Here is a 19,121-nt window from a genome sequence, read left to right as displayed (position 1 = left end):
GGTCATCCGGAGAGCTTGCGCAGTCTTTCGACCAGGACGAGCAGAAGAATGGAAATGACCATCAGCACGGTCGCCGCGGCGGTGACCGTGGGCGTAATGCTCTCGCGGGTGCCGGAAAAGATTTCGACCGGCAAGGTGTGAAGCTGCGGCGTGGCCTGGAACAGCGCCACGATGACCTCATCGAAGGAGACCGCAAAAGCGAAAATCGCTCCGGTCAGAATGCCCGGCATGACGACGGGAATGGTGACGGTGCGAAACGCCGCGAAGGGCGAGGCGCCAAGACTTTCGGCGGCGCGCACGAGATTGCGGTTGAAGCCGCGCAAGGTGGCCGTGACCGCAATGGTGACGAAGGGAAGACCCAGAGCCGCGTGCGCCAGGATCAGGCCGAGCCGCGTGCTGGCGAGCCCATACTGGCTGTAGGTGATGAAGGACGCGACGGCGACCACCACGATGGGCACCCCCATCGGCAGGACCAGCCATGCGGTGGCGACGTTCGCCCAACGCGATTTCGCCTCGGAAAGTCCCCACGCCGCCAGGAGGCCCACCGCTGTCGCGACGAAACTCGCGCCGAGCCCGACGATCAGGCTGTTGAACGCCGCCTCGCGCCACTTGGGAGCGCTCACGAGATCGACATACCAGCGCAGCGATACGCCACTCGGCGGGAATACGAAGAAGCGCGAGGGGCTGAAAGACAAAGCGATCACGATGACCAGCGGCAGTACGAGAAAAGCGAGGACGAGGCCGACATAGACGGGAAGGATCAGGCCGCTCTTCTTCACGATCTTTGCCCCGTGAGACCGCGGATGGTGACGAACAGGATCGTGGCGATGACCAGCAGCCAGACCGACAAGGCCGCCGCCATGTTCCAGTTGACCAGCTCATTGGTGAAATAGGCGATGAAATAGCTGATCAGCTGATCATTGGGAGATCCGAGCAAGGCGGGTGTCAGATAGAAGCCGAGCGACAGGATGGTCACGATCAAGAAGCCGGCGCCGATGCCCGGCACGGATTGCGGCAGATAGACGGTGAAGAAGGCCTGCAGAGGGGACGCGCCAAGCGAGATCGCGGCGCGCGTATAAGAAGCTGGAATGCCTCGCATCACGGCATAGATGGGCAGGATCATGAAGGGCAGCATGACATGGACCATGCCGATGATCACCGCCGTTCGGCTGTAGAGCAGGCTCGTCGCTCCGAATCCCGATATTGCAAGGATGCCGGAGGCGAGACCACCTTTCTGGAAAATGACGATCCAGGCCAGAGTGCGCACGAGAAGCGATGTCCAGAACGGCAGCAGCACCGCATACATGCCCCAGAGCGCGAAGCGGGATTGGGAGTTGGCGAGGAAATAGGCCACCGGGTAACCCAGCACCGCGCAAGCGCCGGCGATCAGCAGGCTCATCCACACGGTGCGCAGGAAAACAGCCCGATAGAGAGCGCGATCAGAATCGGTCGAGCGGATCGCGCCGTCATTGATCTCGAGGTCGAGCGCATTCAGCAGGAAGAAGCTGGTCATGGCCCCCGATTCACGATGCAGGACCTGCCAGATATCCCTTTGGCCCCATAGAGGGTCGGCGGCGGTGATCAGCGCGCGCGGTGAAGCGCCAGGTGCTGCCATGCTCACCGCTTCGGAAGCTCTCAGGATCGCGCTGCGATAGCCGGTCTGGTGATAGTTGAGGCGGCGCGCCAGCTGGAAGAGAGGCGGCTCACCCGCGATCGCGCGCAGGTCCCGGGCCAATGCGTCATAGTGACGGTCTTCCGGCATGGCCGTGGCCGTCCAATCGGCGAGCTGCGTCAGAGTGGCGGGCAGATTGTCGCGTATCTCGCTGTTGTCGACGGCCCGATAGAGGAACAGGGCGATCGGAACCGCGATGGTGATCAGCACGAAAAGAACCGCCGGCGCGATCCGCAGCGGGATGCGCGCGCGCCGACGAAGCTCGGCCTTGTCGAGGCTGCGGCGGACAGAATGGCGCGGCAGTGCCGCGCCATTTGCGGCTGTCATTCCGTCACCCATTTCTCGAAGCGCTCGGTCAAGGCTTCACGGTGCTCGAGGAAGAAGGCGGGATCGACCAGAAGCGCGTTCTTCAGGTGAGCTTCCGTTGTCGGCAGGTCCTTCTTTTCTTCTTCCGAAAGGAGGGCGTAGGCCTTCTGGTTGACCTGGCCATAGGGAATCAGGCGCATGAAGGCCGCCTGCTGTTCCGGCTGAAGGGCGAATTTCATGAAGTCGAGGGCTTGCTGCTTGTTCGGGCTGCCTTTGAGAATGACCCACCGGTCGCCATTGAGCACCTGGCCCGCATCCCAGGCGATGGCGAGCTTGGAGCCTTCCTCTTTATTGGCGGTGGTGATGCGTCCATTCCAGGCCATTGCGAGATCATATTCGCCGGTCAGAAGCCCCTGGATCTGCTCGGTGCCCGATGTCCACCAGACAATGTGAGGCTTCAATTCGTCGAGCTTGCGGAAGGCGCGATCCTGCCCTTCCTTGGTGGCGAGCACCTTGTAAATCTCCCCATTGGGCACGCCATCCGCCATCAGCGCCATGGGCAGGGTTTCGGTGATCGCGCGGCGCATGCCGCGTTTGCCGGGATATTTCGTGACGTCCCAGAATTCGGCCCAGGATTTGGGCGGATCGCTGATCTTCTCGTTGTTATAGGCAAGCACGGTGCCGCCGAGGATCGTCATCACGCCGCATTCCGAGATGGCGCCTTTGATGAGATCCGTGCCGTCGAATTGCGACACGTCGATCTTTTCGAACAGGCCCTCGCGGCAACCCTGCTCGACTTCCGGCCATTCGGGATCGGCGACATCCCATTGCAGATTTCCGGCTTCGACCTGCGATTTGATCTTGCCGAATTCGCCACTATAGAGGTCCTCGACAAGCTTCACGCCGCTCTGCTTCATATAGGGCTCCCACATCGCGGCGCGATAGGCATCGCTCACCGCGCCGCCCCAGGACACGATGCGGAGCTCCTGCGCGTGCGCCGTGCCGGCGATCAGCAAGCCGGCAAACGATATGACGAGATGTCGTCCTTTTATCCTGAACATTGGCGTCTCCCTGTTTTGTTTATTTTGGTTTGGCTTGTTCATTCCTTGGCAAAGGCGTGACAGTGGGCGCGCGACCAGCTCAGCTTGATGGTCTTTCCCACCTCCGCTCCGGACGGCATGTCGCCGGCTGGAAGCTTGACAAGGAATTCCGTCGAGTCGGCGACGCGCAGCCTGATCCGGGTGGCGTCACCGAAATAGACATGTTCGAGAACCGAGCCCTCGGCATGGTTGTGTTCGCCCAAGGCGACGGCTCCGGGACGCACGCGTTCCGGCCTGACGCTGATGAGCGCTGCGCTGCCCACCGCGCCGCAATCGACATTCCGGGCCGTTATCTTGAGACCGTCCTGGCATTCGACGAGAACCGCATCACCGCGTATCGCTGCGACATGGCCTGAAAGGAAATTGCTGTCGCCGATGAACCGCGCGACGAAGGCATTGGCAGGCGTTTCATAGAGATCCTGGGGACTCCCGATCTGCTGCAAGGTTCCATCATTGAAGACGGCGATCCGATCCGACATGGTCAGCGCCTCGCCCTGATCATGGGTGACGGAGATGAAGCTTATGCCGAGACGTTTGTGCAGATGCTTGATTTCCATCTGCATGCGCTCGCGCAACTGCCGGTCGAGCGCGCCCAGGGGCTCGTCCATCAGGACGAGATGGGGATCGAAGATAAGTGCCCGGCCGAGCGCCACACGCTGCTGCTGGCCGCCGGAAAGCTGGCGCGGATAGCGATCGCGGAACTGGTCGAGCTGCAGCATGCTCAGTGCCTTGCCGACACGTTCCTCGGTCTCGGCGCGTCCGGTCGCGCGAAAGCGCAAGGGATAGGCCAGGTTCTCGGCGACGGTCAGGTGCGGAAACAGCGCGTAGTCCTGGAAGACCACGCCGAAATTGCGCTGATGCGGCGGCAGAGCATTGAGAGCCTTGCCCTGGAAGATGATCTCACCCCGGCTCGGCGCTTCGAAGCCCGCCAGCATCATCAAGGTGCTGGTCTTGCCCGAGCCCGAGGGGCCGAGAAGGGTGAGAAACTCACCTTCGCATATGTCGAGATTGAGGTCGCGGACGGCCGTTGTTCGCCCGTCATAACTCTTCGCCACGTCTCTGAAGGTTGCCAGAATCTTGCGCGCTGCCATCGTCATATCCCGAGCCGCTGATGCATTCGGCTCTTCTATAGCCAAAGACGATCGCGCTACGCTCAGATTTGTGGCCATCTGCGTTGCCTGTCGTTTGGTTTCAGGTAGAGGCCGTCGGTCGCGCTTCGTTTCCCTTCGCGAGGCGCTGCTTCACCACCACCTTCGAATAGACCGAGCTTTCGCCGCCGCCGGTGCGTTTGCCCTTGCGGATATCCATCGCGATATCAGCGACGGCCTTGGCGAAGGGCTGGGCCACGCCCTCATGCGCGGCGGTGATCATGAGTTGCACCGCCGCCGGTTTCTCGGTGCTGGACACGATCCAGCCTTCCTTGCTGAGTTCGGCGGCAAGAAGGAGATTGTCGAGCCCGGCGAGCGCGAAGTTGAAGTGATAGCAATCCGGGCGCCCGATGACGCTGGCGTCCAGGGCGCGCAGGCGTTCGATGAATTCGTCCCTGATCTCATAGATCTTGCGGGTCCGTTCCATGAAACCGTCGCGACCGAGATAACGCATGACCGCCCAGGCGGAGGCCAGCGCGCCACCCGGCCGCGTTCCCGATATGCTCGGCGTGCCATACATGCCCGATGGCCAATCGGTGAAGACGGTGCGGGTGAAGGTCGCATCGTCGGCTTCGCGGAAGATCAGGGCCGAGATGCCCTTGGCGGAATAGCCGAATTTGTGCAGGTCGACCGAGAGAGAACTCACGCCGTCGATACGGAAGTCGAAGAGCGGCGGCTGACGGCCGAGCATCTCGGCAAAGGGCAGTATCATGCCGCCGAGACACGCATCCACATGCAGACGGATGCCATGTGCTTTGGCGAGTTGCGCCAGCCTGTCGATGGGATCGACTTCGCCGAAAGGATAGGGTGGGGCCGAGCCGACAAGAAGTACCGTATTCCGGTCGAGCGCGCGCGCCAGCCAGTCCAGTTCCGCTTCTTGTGTCTCTTGCGGTGGGGCACGGCGCACATCCATGGCGAGCAGGTGGGTGGCCTTGTCGAGAGCCGGATGGGCCGTGTTGGGAATGACGATGTTGAGACGACCGGTCTTTCCGGTGGCCTGGGCCTTGTCGCGGGCAATATGCACGGCTTCGATCAGGCTTTCGGTCCCGCCGCTGGTCAGGATTCCGGCGGCGCCGGCGGGGGCGTGGAACAGGTCATATAGGGTGTCGAGAACATCGTCCTCGAACTCGCCCAGCGCCGGATAGGAGGTGCGCCCATAGAGCCAGTTCTCGGAGGCGAACAGATTGAAGGCCTTGGTCGCGACGTCGAGGACGTCGGTTCCGGCGAAATAGGAGGGCCGGAACATCCGCGGCCCATACCAGGCGAGATTGCGCTGCTTGGCTTTTTTCAGAGTCTCTTCGAGTTCAGGCAGGGATTGTCCCGCCTCGCCCAAGGCACCACCCAACATGCTGTTTCCTCTCTTTGTTGAGAGGTATGGTGGCAATTATAATGTTGAGTGTCAATTATTTTTGTCATCCTGAGTATCAGAATCCGATGGCCGCGGTCACGAACACATATTCGCACGTGTCCTTCGACACATTGCGGAAGCGCTGCTTCTGCCCCCCTCTGGCAAGATAACCGTCGCCGGCCTTCAGTTGCCGGGTCTCGCCGCCGATCGTCGCCTCCACCGTGCCTGAGACGATGTAGCCGACCTCATCGGTGCCGACCGGATTGCCGACATTACCGGTGTCCGATCCCGGCTGAACGACCACCCGGACAAATTGCATTGGCGCCTTGGGGGTGGAGCGGTGGACTTGCTGATAGTGGATCAGCCCCATAGGGACGCCGACCATCTCTTCCGGGCTGAAGAAGGCCGAGGTCGGGTTGGTCTGGTCCGGCGCGAAGAAATCGGCGAGCGATATGTCGAGGCAATCGCACAAGCGTTTCAATGTCTCGACCGACGGGCTGACCTTGCCAAGTTCGATCGCCGAAACAGCACCGGCGCTTTGCCCTGATCGGCGAGCGACTTCGCGTTGCGACATGCCCAGTCGCTCACGAATCTCCTTCAATCGCTGGCCGACACTGATTTCCATGAATCTATCCTGCAGGAATTGCAAAGCCCCGACTCTCTCAGATATCCCTTAATAGGATTGTCCGGAGAGGCCCCGCAAGAGGGACGGCATTTGGGTCAAGCCCAGATCAGGCGGCTCATGAACTCTCTGGTCTCCGACAATAGATGCCGCATCGCATTTCCGGCGGCATCGCTGTCGCGCGCGATGATGGCGTCGAGCACCCGCTGATGCATCGGCAGGAACACCGCGAAGGATTCGCTCGACAGGCGATGCGCGATATCGAGGCCGACAGCGATGAGATTGCCCATCTGCAGCAGCAGCGCATTATGCGCGGCCGCAAGAATGGCGCGGTGAAAGGCGAGATCGGCCGCGACGCCTGAGGTTCCGGTGCGCGCCGCTTCGCTCATCGCGGCGAAGGCCTTTTCGATGATGGCGATTTCGGCGGTACTGCCGCGTATCGCGGCAAGGCGCGCCGCCTCGGGCTCGATCAGCAGGCGGATCTCGAACAGCTCACCATAGAACTCGGCTTGCGGCATGGTGCTGTAGCGCCAGTTCAGCACCTCGGCGTCGAGCAGGTTCCAGTTGATCGGCTCGAGCACGCGGATGCCGGTGCGGGTCTGGGATGCGATGAGGCCGCGCGCCGCCAGCGATTTGACCGCCTCGCGGATGACCGAGCGGCTGGCGCCGAATTCGGCGCCGAGATCGGCCTCCTTGGGGAAAGGCAGCGCCGGGTTGAGCTCGCCTTTGATGATGCGCAGGCCAAGGCTCGCCACCACATGGGTGAAAAGATTACGCTTCGGGCCGCGCCCGAGGGGAGCTGGGATTTGCTGGGCCATCCGACGTCCTGACCAGACCGCTTGACTCTCGTCTGCATATTATCTGATAATATGATAAAAGAAAGTGGGGAGGGCGGAAATGAGCGGGCGCGAGCACAGGGAAGGGGGCGATCAGGCGCACGGCGCGGCCGCTCCGATACTCGTGATGCGCGGTGTCGGCAAAAGTTTTCCCGGCGTCGTGGCGCTCGAAAATGTCGATCTCGATGTTGCGCCCGGCGAGGTGCTGGGCCTCATCGGTGAGAATGGCGCCGGCAAATCCACGCTCATCAAGATCCTGTCCGGAGCCCATCATGCCGATCAGGGCGAGGTCGTCGTCGCCGGCGAGAAGGTCGACCGCCCGACGCCGCTCGACATGATCGAACGCGGCATCGCCGTCATCTACCAGGAAACCATGCTGGCGCCGCATTTGAGCGTCGCCGAGAATATGTGGCTCGGGCGACTGCCGAAGACCCGCACCGGCCTCATCGACTGGCCGGAAACAAGGCGACGCAGCCTGGATGTGCTGGCGCGCCTCGGCTTCAATCTTGATCCAAAGGCGATCACCGGCACTTTGAGCGTCGCGCAGCGGCAGATGACCGAGATCGCCGGCGCCCTGTCGCGTAAGGCGCGGCTCGTGGTGCTGGACGAGCCCTCGGCGGTGCTGGGCGCGGCCGAGCTCGATAAATTGTTCGAGATCATCCGCCGTCTGTCGGGCGTGGGCGTGAGTTTCATCTATATCTCGCACCGTTTGCGTGAAGTCTTCGAGATCTGCAGCCGGGTCACGGTGCTGCGCGACGGGCGCGTCGTGGGTGGTGGTAAAACCACTGAGCTCGATCACCAGGATCTCGTCGGCCTGATGGTCGGCCGCAAGATCGAGGACATCTACCCCGCGCGGCAGCGCCGGCCGGGCGCCGTCGCGCTCGAAGCCAAGGGGCTCTCGCGGGGTGCTGCTCTGCGCGACGTCGGCATCGCGGTGCGGACCGGTGAAATCCTTGGCATTTGCGGGCTGGCAGGCGCCGGCCGCTCCGAGTTGCTGCGCGCTCTCGCCGGCGCCGATCGCGCCGAGGCAGCGTCCTTCACCTTGCTCGGCGGGAAGCGGCCTTCGAACCCCAGGCAGGCGATCGCACGCGGCCTGTGCCTCCTGCCCGAAGACCGCAAGTCGGAAGGCTGCTTCCTGCCGCAGGACGTCGCCTTCAATATCAGCATTGCGGGTCTCTCCCGCATCCGCCGCAAGGGCCTGCTCGACCGCCGCGTCGAGGATGCAGCCGCCATGGCGCTGATCGAGCGCCTGCGCATCCGCACGAGGAGTCCCGCCGAAAAGATCAGCCAGCTCTCCGGCGGCAACCAGCAGAAATGCCTGATCGCCCGCAGCCTCCATGCGAAATGCCGGGTGCTCCTGATCGACGAGCCGACGCGCGGCGTCGATGTCGGCGCCAAGCGCGAGATCTATCAGCTGATGGCGAAGCTCGCCGACGAAGAGGGCGTCGCCATCATCATGGTGTCCTCGGAGCTTCCTGAAATACTAGGCCTCAGCGACCGCATCCTGGTGATGCGCGAAGGCCGGGTGGCCGCGAATTTCGATCGCGGGCAAGCGAGTGAAGAGATCCTGATGCGCGCCGCCCTCGGTCTCGACCAGCGGCACGTCGAAGGAGCGGCGGCATGATCGACGAGAAGCTCGAGCGGCGGCAGCTTGCCCCCAACTTGACCGCCTTCGGCATCACCCAGCTCAGGCGCCTTGGCGCCATGCGCGCCTCGGGCCTGATCTGGGTGCTCGTCATCATGTGCGCTGTCGCCGCTTTCGTGTCGGACGCATTCCTCAACCCGTTCAATCTCATTAATGTGCTGCGCCAGGTGGCGCTGTTCGGCATCGTCTCAGTCGGCATGACCTTCGTCATCCTGACGGCCGGCATCGATCTCTCGATAGGCTCGATCGTCGCCGTTGTCGCGGTCACGGCGGCGATGCTGCTCGACGCCTCGCTGCCCATTCCGCTCGTCATCGTCGCCGGCCTCGCCATCGGCTCGGTCATGGGCGCCGTCAATGGCGCCGGCATCACGCTCGGCGGCATTCCGCCCTTCATCATGACGCTCGGCACGATGGTCATGGGGCGCGGCCTCGCCATGACCATTTCCGACGGCCATCCGATCCATTTCCGCGCCGTCGCCGACCAGTTCGCCTGGCTGGGGCAAGGGCATCTCCTGGGGCTGCCGGTACCGGTCTGGGTCTTCGTCATCGTCGCGGCGCTGGCGGCCGGGCTTCTGCGCTTCACCGCCTTCGGCCGCAACATCTATGCCGTCGGCAGCAATCCGGAAGCCGCCCGCCTTGCCGGCATCGACGTCAAACGCACCATCTTCCTGGTCTATCTGATCAGCGGCTTTCTCTCAGGGCTGACGGCACTCATCTTCATCTCACGCCTCACCGTCGGCGAACCGGTTGCCGGCACCGGCCTCGAGCTCGAAGCCATCGCCATCACCGTCATCGGCGGCACCAGCCTGTTCGGCGGCGAAGGCCGCATCAGCGGCACCATACTCGGCGCGGCGATCGTCGCGGTGCTCGCCAATATCCTCAATCTGTTCGGCGTCTCGCCCTTCACCCAGCAGATCGTCAAGGGCGCCATCATCGTCGCCGCCGTGCTGTTCGAGATCATTCGGAGACGAAAGAATTCCGTGTCCAAACACGGATGAACGACCATCGGCCGGCAATCCTGTCGGTCGGGGCGATTAACGGGAGGTAGTCATGCACAGAGAATTGAGGATGAGTACCCTATGCGTTGTAAGCGCGCTCGCCATGGGGGTGGCGACGGGGGCGCAGGCGGGCGGCGACAAGCTCAAGATCGGCTTCTCGCAAGGCACGATGGAGAGCTCGTGGCGCGTCAATATGGTGGAGGGCAACCGCAAATATGCAGAGGCCAATCTGCCCGATGTCGAACTCGTCATCACCAATGGCGAGAACAATGCCTCGAAGCAGGTGGCCGATGTCGAAAGCCTGCTGGCGCAAGGCATCAAGACCTTGATCATCAGTCCGGTCACCGCCGATGCGCTCACCCCCGTGGTGAAGCAGGCGATGGATGCCGGCATTCCGGTGGTGACGCTCGACCGCAAGGTCAATACCGACGTCACCTTGCATATCGGCGCCGACAACAAGCTGATCGGCAAATCGGCCGGCAGCTATGTGTGCAAGGCGCTCGGAGGCAAAGGCAATGTGGTCGAGATCCAGGGCACGGCGGGCGCCTCCGCCACCGTCGACCGGCATGACCTCTTCGTCGAGACGCTCGGCAAGGAATGCCCGGATGTGAAGATCGTCGCCAGCCAGGTCGCCAATTATGTCCGCGAGCCCGCCATCAAATTCATGGAGGATACGCTGCAGCGCTTCAAGGACGGTGAGATCCAGCTCGTCTATGCCCACAATGACGACATGGCGCTGGGCGCGGTGACGGCCCTCGAAGCGGCCAACCGCCAGAAGGGCGTCATGGTCGTCGGCATCGACGGTGAGAACGCCGCCTATGATGCGATCAAGGCCGGTAAGATGGTGGCCACCTTCACCTATCACTTCGTGGCGCCGGAAGGCGTCCAGTATGGCTACAAGATCGCCAAGGGCGAGAAGCTCGACAAAGAGATCGTGCTCCCCACCCATCAGGTCGACAGCAGCAATGTCGATCAGTTCCTCGGCAAGGGATTCTGATCGTCGTTGGGCAGCCCCCGGTACTCCCTGCGGGGGCTGTCCTTTAAATTATCATATTAAAATATTAATTGGAAACGCCCCATGCTTCGCGTTGAAGATCTCGACACGCCGGCCGTCATCATCTTTCTCGACCGACTCGAAACCAACATCGAGCGGGTGCAGCGCCTGATCGCCCGGCAGGGCATCGGCAACCGGCCCCATATCAAGACCCACAAGATCCCGGCCATCGGCCGGATGCAGATCGAGGCGGGCGCCGTCGGCCTCACCTGCCAGAAGCTCGGCGAGCTCGAAGTCTTCATCGACGCGAATGTCTGCGACGATTATCTGCTCAGCTACAATATATTAGGAGCACGCAAGACCGACCGGCTGATGCAACTGGCGTCCCGTGTCAAACGCCTGGCGGTGGTGGCCGACAATGACGTCGTGCTGCGCGGCCTTTCCGAAGCCGGCCTGCGTCACAGCCGCGATATTCCGCTTCTCATCGAATGCGATACCGGTTTCGGGCGTAATGGCGTGCAATCGCCGGAAGCCGCTCTCGACTTGGCGCGGCTGGCGCTCAAGCTGCCGCGTATCGTCTTCGAGGGGCTGATGGTGTTCCCCAACAGCGCGCCCAATACACATGAATTCTTCAGTCGTTCGCTCAAGCTCTTCCGCGAGGCGGGCATTGCGCTGCCGATCCTGTCGGGTGGCGGCACGCCGGCGCTCAACCGGCTCGCCGAATTTTCGATGATGACCGAGCACCGCGCCGGCACCTATGTCTATAACGATGTGATGATGGTGCATTCGGGTGTCGCGTCCTGGCAGGACTGCGCCCTGCAAGTGCGCGCCACCGTGGTGAGCCGCCCGACCGCCGGGCGCGCCGTGCTCGATTGCGGCTCGAAGGTGCTCACCTCCGACCAGTATTATGTGCAGCATTATGGCCGGCTCGCTCACTATCCGGGCGCCGTCATCTCAGGCCTTTCCGAGGAACACGCGATCGTCGACCTGACCAATGCGCCCAAGCGGCCGAAGGTCGGTGAGGTGGTGGAGGTGATCCCCAATCATTGCTGCTCGGTCTCCAACATGACCGACGAGGTGCATGGCGTGCGCAATGGCGTGGTCGAGCTCACCTGGCCGGTGGCGGCGCGCGGCAAGGTACGCTGATGCGCGACGAGATCACCCGCTTGTTCGACCTCACCGGCAAGATCGCGCTGGTGACGGGGGCGCGCAGCGGGCTCGGCCAGGCGATGGCGCTGGCGCTCGCCGCGGCAGGCGCCGACATATCGGGCCTCGGCTCCTCGCCGATGCCGGAGACGCGCCGGCTCATCGAACAGGCGGGACGCGCCTTCTGCGAGGTCCAATGTGATCTGGCGCAGCTCGACGATGCGGACGAGGTGGTGTGCGGCGTCACCCATGAGCTGGGACCGATCGACATATTGGTCAATTGCGCCGGCATCATCCGGCGTGCCGAGATATCGAACCACGCGGCCGAAGCCTGGGACGAGGTGCTCGACGTCAATCTGCGCAGCCTGTTCCTGCTGAGCCAGGCGGCGGCACGCAGCATGGTGGCTTACGGACGGCAAGGCCGCATCATCAATGTCGCCTCGGTGCTCGCTTTTCAGGGCGGCATCAGGGTGGCGGCCTATGCGGCGGCCAAACATGGCGTCGCCGGCCTGACGCGGGCAATGGCGAACGAGCTGGCGCCTGCCGGCATCACCGTCAATGCGATCGCGCCCGGTTACATGATGACCGCCAATACGGAAGCGCTGCGTGCCGACGCGCAGAGATCAAGTGAAATATTGGGCCGCATCCCGATGGGACGTTGGGGCGCGCCTGACGATCTCACCACCGCCACCTTGTTCCTCGCCTCGCCCGCCAGCTCCTATGTGACGGGCACGATGGTGGTGGTCGATGGCGGCTGGATGGCGCGCTGATGCAAAGAATTTCGACTTCGCCGGATGGCGGCGGAGCGAGCGACGGGAGGAGTGGACATGAAGAAGATCGTGTTTTGCCTGTTGACGGCGGCGAGCCTCGCCGCCCTCACCAGTGGGGCCGAAGCGGACAAGCTCGCCGATGTCCTGGCGCGCGGCAAGCTCGTCGTCGGCACCGGCGTCGGCAACCCGCCCTGGCATTTCCGCGATGAGGCCGGCAACATGGCGGGCTATGACGTGGATATCGCCAAGATCGTCGCCAAGGGCCTGTTCGGCGACGACACCAAGATCGAATTCGTCAACCAGGCGTCGGATGCACGTATCCCCAATATCGTCACCGACAAGGTCGACATCACCTGCCAGTTCATGACGGTGACCGCCGAGCGCGCCCAGCAGGTCAATTTCACCATTCCCTATTATCGCGAAGGTGTCGGATTGATGCTGCAGGCGGGCGGCAAGTACAAATCGCGCGACGACATGAAGGCGGCCGGCAATGCCGTCACCGTATCGGTGCTGCAGAATGTCTATGCCGAGGACATGGTGCATTACGCGCTGCCCGAGGCCAAGGTCGATCAATATGAAAGCGTCGATCTCGCCTATCAGGCGCTCAATTCCGGCCGCGCCGATACGGTGGCGACCGACATGTCGTCGCTGCAGTGGTTCATGAAGCAGAATCCCGGCAAATATGCCGATGGCGGCTATGGCTGGAATCCACAAACCTATTCCTGCGCGGTGAAGCGCGGCGAGCAGGACTGGCTCAATTTCGTCAATATCGCGCTGCGTGAAGCGTTGACCGGCGTCGAATTCGGCACCTTCTCGAAGTCCTTCGAACAGTGGTTCGGCGTCAAGCCGCCCGAGCCGCAAGTCGGTTTCCCGTCCGAGCATCGGTAGCGGGGAAGGCGCGAGGGCAATGGGATACTCCTTCAATTTCGGAGTGATCTGGGCCAGGATTGATGTCTTCCTCCTCGGTCTGGCACTGGGTCTTGCCCTCGCGCTCGCCGCTCTCGCCATCGGGACGGTGCTGGGCCTCGCGGCCGCTTTCGCCGCCGAGGCGGGTGGCGTCAGGCGAAAGCTCGTCGCCGTCTATGTCTCGCTCTTCCGCAACACGCCGCTTCTGGTGATCGTGCTCTTCGTCTATTTCGGCCTACCGCAATGGGGCTTGCGCTTCGGCAAGCTCGAAAGCTTCATCCTGGCGCTCGCGGTCTATTCGGGCGCCTATCTGACGGAAGTCTTCCGCGCCGGTCTCTCCGGCGTGCCCAAGGGCGTCATCGATGCCGGCCGCGCGATGGGACTTAAACGTCTCCCGCTTCTGTGGCGTATCGTGCTGCCGATCATGCTGCGCAACTGCCTGCCGGCGCTCGGCACGACCTTCATCTCGCTGTTCAAGGACACATCGCTCGCCGCGGTGATCGCGGTCCCTGAACTCACTTATGAGGCGCGCAAGCTCAATGCCGAGACCTTCCGGGTGGCGGAAGCCTGGGCCACTGCCAGCGTACTCTATCTCGCCACCTGTCTCCTCATCGCTGCGGCCTTGCGTTTCGCCGAGCGGCGTTTCCCGAAATTCTGACATGGCCGATTTCCTGCATCAGCTGTGGATCGCCCGTTTCGCTCTGACGCAGGGCCTCATTCTTACTTTGTGGCTCTCGCTGGTTTCGATCATCGCCGGAACGATCCTCGGTATCCTGGGCGGTGTCGCGCTCACCTATGGCGGCCGGCTGGTGCGCTGGCCGGTGCGTGCTCTGGTCGATGCGCTGCGTGGCATTCCGGTCCTGGTGCTGATCCTCGCGGTCTTCTATCTCCTGACCTTCGCCGGCATCAATTTCACCGCCGTCGAATCGGGGCTCATCGCGCTCAGTCTGTTTTCGGGCGCCCATATGGCCGAGATCGTGCGCGGCGCCCTGAGCGCTATCCCCACCGGACAGATCGATGCCGGCAAGGCGCTGGGCCTGAGCTCGTTTCGTATCTTTGCCCTGGTGCTCCTGCCGCAAGCGGCCAGGATGATCATGCCGGTGTGGATCAATACCGGCGCCGAGCTGGTCAAGACCTCGACGTTGCTGTCGGTCATCGGCACCGGTGAGCTGCTGTTCCGCACCCAGGAGGTCATCGGGCGCAATTTCATGACGCTGGAGTTCTATGGTTTTGCCGGCGCGCTTTTCTTCCTCATCAATTTTGCCATCGAGCAAGCAGGCCGTGTGATCGACCGACGTCTCGCCGCGCGGTAATGTCGGCGCGCTGTTGGCGGATCGCAGCAGCTGGACTGGAAGGCTTGCCAAATCTCCTCCTGCCCGGTAACAGCAAAGCGGGGGAGATCAAAAATGAAACATGCAGGCGCGAGTTCCCGAAGGCGACGGGTTTGTCTTGTGATCGCGGCCGTTTTCACGGCGATAATTTTCAACCGGACCCTGCCCGCCGTGGCTGATGAAACTTCCGGGCTCACGAGAATCTGTCGTGATCTCTACCGGGATTGGAACAAGAAGCTCCCGCACAGGGCTTTTGCGGCCTCCAAGATCGTCAATGGCCTGCAGGCCTGTGATATTTCATGGGGCTGGGAGAATCAAGATAGGGCGATCGCCAAGGCTATCAGCCTGTGCAAGAGGGACGATCATATGCGCAACCTGAAGCTCGGAGATACCTGCCGGGTGATCAAGGTGCATTAGGGACCAGACCAGGGGGAAAGTATGGGGCGGAGATAGTCGAAAGGGCCGACAGGGGGATCCCTGTTTCGCTATGCGGCCGCAACTGTGTTTGTGATCGGATTTTCCGGTACGGCGCTTCCCGTGCGTGCGGACGAAACCGCCGGCATGACCAGACTATGTCGTGTGCTCTATAAGGAATGGCGCAAGGTTGCGATGCATAAGGCGTTCGCTGCCTCCCAGGTTCTCGACGGGCAGCAGGCTTGCGGATATTCTTACGCGTGGGGCAGCCAGAAGAAAGCAATCAACAGCGCTCTCGGTCATTGCAAGAGCGCGGCCTCCTACCGGAATTTGAAGACGGCCGTCTGCCGGCTTGTGAAAGTTCAGTAGGCGAAGACTTTCCAGTATTAAAAGAGTCAGCCGGCGCGCGGGAAACCCGGTGGATATTCAGGCAAGGTGACGCCGCCATCGACGGTCACGGTCTGGCCGGTGACATAGTTGGCATCGTCGCTCGCCAGATAGAGGACGGCCTTGCCGATATCTTCGGGCAGGCCGAAGCGGCCCATGGGGATGAAGGCTTCGACGGCTGCCTTGAATTCATCGTCATATTGCGGCGCCGCCCCCTCGGTCATCACATGGCCGGGCTCGACAGCATTGATGGTGATGCCGTGGCGGGCGATCTCGATCGCCGCCGCCTTGACGAAGCCGTTGATGCCGCCCTTGCTCGCCGCGTAATGCGCCATGTTGCCGATGGCGGTGCGGTTGCCGGTGATCGAGGAGGTGACGACGATGCGGCCATAGCGGCGCGCCATCATATGCGGCAGGCAGGCCTGTACCGCCAGGAAGACACCTTTGAGATTGATGGTGAGGAGGCGGTCCCACAGTTCTTCCGGCATGGTGACGAGCGGCGATGAATCGAACACCGCCGCATTGGGGCAGAGAATGTCGATCTTGCCGAATGCCGATATGGCGGCCTCGGCGGCGCGGCGCATATCGGCCGCCTTGCTGACATCGGCCGCAAAGCCCTGGACTTGCCCGCCGTCGGCGCCGAGAGCCTGCACCGCCTTGGCCAGGAGGTCCTGATCGCGATCGACGAGCAGCACACGAGCGCCCTCGCCGGCGAGACAGCGGGTTATGCCGAGGCCGATGCCGCGTCCGGCACCCGTCACGATGGCGCTTTTTCCTTCAAAACGTCCCGGCATGGCGGTTCCTTTCGTTTCTTCTTCTCAGCCGCGGAAGGCCGGTTCCGGCAGACCACGGATTCCCGTCTCGATGGCAAAGATGGCGCCTTCCAAAGGGGTGCGCGCGAAACCTGCGTCGTCGAGATAGACCCATTTCCCGTCGACGAAGCGGATCGAGGCCGAGGTCACGAACAACGTGGTCATGTCGGGCCCGCCAAAGGCGCAGCTGGTCGGGCTTTCGACCGGCATTTCGATCACCCGGTCGACGCGGCCGTCGGGCGCGTAGCGGGTGATGCGAGAGCCGCCCCAATGGGTGGACCAGAGAAAACCCTCGGCGTCGACGGTCGAGCCGTCGGGCACGCCCGCTTCGGGCTCGATCCTGGCGAAGATGCGGCTGTCACTCGCCGTGCCTGTCACCGGATCGATGTCATGCGCATAGATGGCGCGGTCATGGGTACGGCTGTGATACATCACGCGCCCATCCGGGCTGAAAGACGGGCCGTTCGAGCAGATGAAGCCGTCGACCACACGCGCCGCGTCGTTGTCGCGATCGATGCGGAAGAGGGCGCCGACTTTCTCGGTTTCGAGCCGGTCGGTGGTGCCCGCCCATAATCTGCCCTGCCGGTCGCATTTCGCGTCATTGAAGCTGGCGCGCGGCGTATCGGCGATCGGATTCACATAAGGGACGCGGCCGCGGAAGTCTTTGTCGATGAAGGAAACGCCATCCGAGGCGGCGAGAACGAAGCCGCCTGCCGCGCGTGGCAGCACGGCGCCCAATTGCTCGGGCAGCGGCAGGTCGAATTTGGTGTCGATGCCCTGGGCCACATCGAGGCGGTGGATCTCGGGGCGCATCTGATCGATCCAGTAAAGCGCCTGCTCCCTCGAAGACCACAATGCGCCTTCCGACAGGACAGAGCGCGCTTCGTAGATGCATTCTATCTTCACGCTGCCCTCAATATTTGACGATCAGGTCGTTGAGCTCGCGCACGCTCGTCTCCGCCTTGGCGAGCGAGCCGATCACCTGGCCGCGCGAGAGAATGGTGAAGCGGTCGCAGCTTTCATAGGCGTGATAGAGATTGTGGGTGATGAAGACCGCCGACACGCCCTCGCGCTTGAGCTCGGCCAGATGCTCGAGCAGCTTCGCCGTCTCGCGCACCGACAGAGCGCTGGTCGGCTCGTCGAGCAGCAGCATCGCGGTCTTGAAATAAACGGCGCGGGCAATGGCGACCGCCTGGCGCTGGCCGCCCGACAAAGCCTCGACCAGGATATCCGGCGAATTGATGCCGGAGATGCGCACCATATTGACGAGAATGTCCATCACGATGGCGTTCATCTTGTGGGTGTCGAGAATCCCCAGGCCCTTCGTCAATTCGCGTCCGGCGAAGAAATTGCGCATGATCGAGGCCGAGCCGACCAGCGCCGAGTCCTGGTAGATCGTCTCGATGCCGAGCTTCTCGGAATCCTTGCGCGATTTGATGGTGGCAGGCTGGCCGTCGCGGAAGACCTGGCCGCTGTCGGGGAATTCGACGCCCGACATGATGCGCACCAAAGTCGACTTGCCGGCGCCATTGTCGCCGAGAAGGCCGACGATCTCGTTGCGGTTGATCTGGAAGTCGACGCCGCTCAGCGCCTGGACATGGCCATATTGCTTGGAAATGCCCTTGAGTGCCAGCAGCGGGGTGGAGGAGGGAATGGTCATTTGCCGGCCTTCCGCGTGAGCCAGGTGTTCAGGATCACGGCCACGACCAGGATCGCGCCGACAAAGACGTCGAGATAGAAGCCAGGCGCGCGCAGGAGCAGCAGGACGTCCTCGACCATATACATCAGGCAGGCGCCGACCACGATGCCGAGCACCGTGCCGCGGCCGCCCGACAGGAACAGGCCGCCGATGACGCAGACGGCGATGGCTTTCAATTCGAGGCCGATGCCCTGCGCCGGCGTCGCGGTGCCGACGCGGGTGATGCTGAGGATGCCGGCGATCGCCGCGGCGAGGCTCGCCAGTGCGAAAGCGATGACCTTGACCCGGTGGCTGTTGATGCCGACCGCGATGGCGGTCTTCTCATGGCCGCCGACCAGATAGAAATGATTGCCGAGCTTGCTTTTGTGAACAAGCAGACCGGTGAGCAGCGCTAGGCCGATGAACCAGATGAAGGGCGCCTCGATGCCGTAAAAGGCACCGGTGAGCAGGCCCGAAAAGGTCTCGTCCGGCTTGAAGGAAACGGTGCGGCCTTCCGACAGCCAGCGCACCACGCCGCGCACCACCAGCATGGCGCCCATGGTGGCGATGAAGGAGGGAATGGCGAATTTGACGGTGATGAGGCCGTTGGTGACGCCGATGGCGATCGCGATGGCAAGCGTGGCGATGACCGCAAGCCATACCGGCAGGCCCATGCCAAACAGAAGCGCGATGCTGTAGCCCGCCAGCGTATAGACCGATCCGACGGACAGATCATATTCACCGGTGATCATCAGGACGCCGACGCCCAGCGAGATGATGCCGAGCACCGGAATGGCGCGCAGCAGAAGACCGATATTAGTTTCCGAAACATATCTGAAATCGTTCGGATAAAGGAGCGACGCCACGATGCAGATCACCTGCAGGACGAAGAAGAACAGGCAGATATTGACGATCGGCTGCCGCATGAGGCGGCGCCAATGCGGGATTGCGGGCGTCGTGGATTTGAGAAGAGGAGCGGCGTCTTGCGTCATGTCATATCGCTAAAGG

At 62.5% G+C, this 19,121-nt stretch carries 20 protein-coding genes; 9 read left to right on the top strand and 11 right to left on the bottom strand.

Features of this window, described 5'->3' with window-relative positions:
- Nucleotides 1–2: 2 nt before the first annotated feature.
- The 7 genes from JHL16_RS21535 to JHL16_RS21505 form a co-directional block, all read right to left on the bottom strand.
- Nucleotides 3–779 carry an ABC transporter permease gene (locus JHL16_RS21535; protein ID WP_348647248.1) on the bottom strand — a complete coding sequence of 259 codons (777 nt, stop codon included), beginning with the start codon at nt 777–779 and terminating at the stop codon, nt 3–5.
- The gene (locus JHL16_RS21530) at nt 776–1,999 is read right to left on the bottom strand and encodes an ABC transporter permease (protein ID WP_200186870.1); all 1,224 of its coding nucleotides are present in this window, start codon (nt 1,997–1,999) and stop codon (nt 776–778) included. Before JHL16_RS21530 ends, JHL16_RS21535 begins: the two co-directional genes overlap by 4 nt.
- Nucleotides 1,996–3,039 (bottom strand): ABC transporter substrate-binding protein, encoded by a 1,044-nt coding sequence (locus tag JHL16_RS21525; RefSeq protein WP_200186869.1) that lies wholly within the window; start codon nt 3,037–3,039, stop codon nt 1,996–1,998. The genes JHL16_RS21530 and JHL16_RS21525 overlap by 4 nt, the downstream gene beginning before the upstream one ends.
- A 38-nt stretch (nt 3,040–3,077) precedes the next feature.
- Entirely contained in the window at nt 3,078–4,169 is a 1,092-nt protein-coding gene (locus JHL16_RS21520; protein ID WP_246770996.1) for an ABC transporter ATP-binding protein, read from the bottom strand.
- Between the two features lie 100 nt (nt 4,170–4,269).
- Nucleotides 4,270–5,574, bottom strand: coding sequence for a pyridoxal phosphate-dependent decarboxylase family protein (locus JHL16_RS21515; protein ID WP_200186867.1), 1,305 nt, complete (start codon nt 5,572–5,574; stop codon nt 4,270–4,272).
- A gap of 76 nt (nt 5,575–5,650) precedes the next feature.
- On the bottom strand, nt 5,651–6,199 hold the full coding sequence (locus tag JHL16_RS21510) for a helix-turn-helix domain-containing protein (RefSeq protein WP_200186866.1): 549 nt from the start codon (nt 6,197–6,199) through the stop codon (nt 5,651–5,653).
- A gap of 95 nt (nt 6,200–6,294) precedes the next feature.
- Nucleotides 6,295–7,014: a FadR/GntR family transcriptional regulator gene (locus JHL16_RS21505; protein ID WP_200186865.1), complete on the bottom strand. Its 720-nt coding sequence runs from the start codon at nt 7,012–7,014 to the stop codon at nt 6,295–6,297.
- A 79-nt stretch (nt 7,015–7,093) separates the two neighbouring features.
- On the opposite strand from JHL16_RS21505, the gene JHL16_RS21500 reads away from it, so the two are divergent.
- From JHL16_RS21500 to JHL16_RS21460, 9 genes are all read left to right on the top strand, one after another.
- Nucleotides 7,094–8,656, top strand: coding sequence for a sugar ABC transporter ATP-binding protein (locus JHL16_RS21500; protein WP_200186864.1), 1,563 nt, complete (start codon nt 7,094–7,096; stop codon nt 8,654–8,656).
- Nucleotides 8,653–9,675: an ABC transporter permease gene (locus JHL16_RS21495; protein ID WP_246770995.1), complete on the top strand. Its 1,023-nt coding sequence runs from the start codon at nt 8,653–8,655 to the stop codon at nt 9,673–9,675. Before JHL16_RS21500 ends, JHL16_RS21495 begins: the two co-directional genes overlap by 4 nt.
- A 70-nt stretch (nt 9,676–9,745) precedes the next feature.
- Entirely contained in the window at nt 9,746–10,672 is a 927-nt protein-coding gene (locus JHL16_RS21490) for a substrate-binding domain-containing protein (protein ID WP_246770994.1), read from the top strand.
- 81 nt (nt 10,673–10,753) lie between these two features.
- The gene (locus tag JHL16_RS21485) at nt 10,754–11,815 is read left to right on the top strand and encodes an alanine racemase (RefSeq protein WP_200186862.1); all 1,062 of its coding nucleotides are present in this window, start codon (nt 10,754–10,756) and stop codon (nt 11,813–11,815) included.
- The gene (gene kduD / locus JHL16_RS21480; protein ID WP_210346040.1) at nt 11,815–12,585 is read left to right on the top strand and encodes a 2-dehydro-3-deoxy-D-gluconate 5-dehydrogenase KduD; all 771 of its coding nucleotides are present in this window, start codon (nt 11,815–11,817) and stop codon (nt 12,583–12,585) included. Before JHL16_RS21485 ends, kduD begins: the two co-directional genes overlap by 1 nt.
- Before the next feature lie 57 nt (nt 12,586–12,642).
- Nucleotides 12,643–13,473, top strand: a complete 831-nt coding sequence (locus JHL16_RS21475; RefSeq protein WP_200186861.1) for a transporter substrate-binding domain-containing protein — start codon at nt 12,643–12,645, stop codon at nt 13,471–13,473.
- Between the two features lie 19 nt (nt 13,474–13,492).
- Entirely contained in the window at nt 13,493–14,149 is a 657-nt protein-coding gene (locus JHL16_RS21470; protein WP_200186860.1) for an amino acid ABC transporter permease, read from the top strand.
- 1 nt (nt 14,150) lies between these two features.
- The gene (locus tag JHL16_RS21465; RefSeq protein WP_200186859.1) at nt 14,151–14,804 is read left to right on the top strand and encodes an amino acid ABC transporter permease; all 654 of its coding nucleotides are present in this window, start codon (nt 14,151–14,153) and stop codon (nt 14,802–14,804) included.
- Between the two features lie 93 nt (nt 14,805–14,897).
- Nucleotides 14,898–15,239 (top strand): hypothetical protein, encoded by a 342-nt coding sequence (locus JHL16_RS21460; RefSeq protein WP_200186858.1) that lies wholly within the window; start codon nt 14,898–14,900, stop codon nt 15,237–15,239.
- Between the two features lie 392 nt (nt 15,240–15,631).
- Here the strand turns inward: JHL16_RS21460 and JHL16_RS21455 are convergent, their stop codons facing one another.
- From JHL16_RS21455 to JHL16_RS21440, 4 genes are read right to left on the bottom strand one after another with little or no spacing between them, the layout of a single operon-like run.
- Complete coding sequence (locus JHL16_RS21455; protein ID WP_200186857.1) at nt 15,632–16,417, bottom strand: SDR family NAD(P)-dependent oxidoreductase; 786 nt, start codon at nt 16,415–16,417, stop codon at nt 15,632–15,634.
- 24 nt (nt 16,418–16,441) lie between these two features.
- Entirely contained in the window at nt 16,442–17,341 is a 900-nt protein-coding gene (locus JHL16_RS21450) for an SMP-30/gluconolactonase/LRE family protein (protein WP_200186856.1), read from the bottom strand.
- A gap of 7 nt (nt 17,342–17,348) precedes the next feature.
- Complete coding sequence (locus JHL16_RS21445) at nt 17,349–18,095, bottom strand: ATP-binding cassette domain-containing protein (protein WP_200186855.1); 747 nt, start codon at nt 18,093–18,095, stop codon at nt 17,349–17,351.
- Complete coding sequence (locus tag JHL16_RS21440) at nt 18,092–19,105, bottom strand: ABC transporter permease (RefSeq protein WP_200186854.1); 1,014 nt, start codon at nt 19,103–19,105, stop codon at nt 18,092–18,094. Before JHL16_RS21440 ends, JHL16_RS21445 begins: the two co-directional genes overlap by 4 nt.
- Nucleotides 19,106–19,121 lie beyond the last annotated feature (16 nt).

The organism is Taklimakanibacter albus (assembly GCF_016595235.1).
GTDB classification, from domain to species: Bacteria; Pseudomonadota; Alphaproteobacteria; order Rhizobiales; family Aestuariivirgaceae; genus Taklimakanibacter; species Taklimakanibacter albus.
The sequence above is the reverse complement of the archived record's forward strand: the minus strand, read 5'-3'. Positions and strand labels throughout refer to the sequence as shown.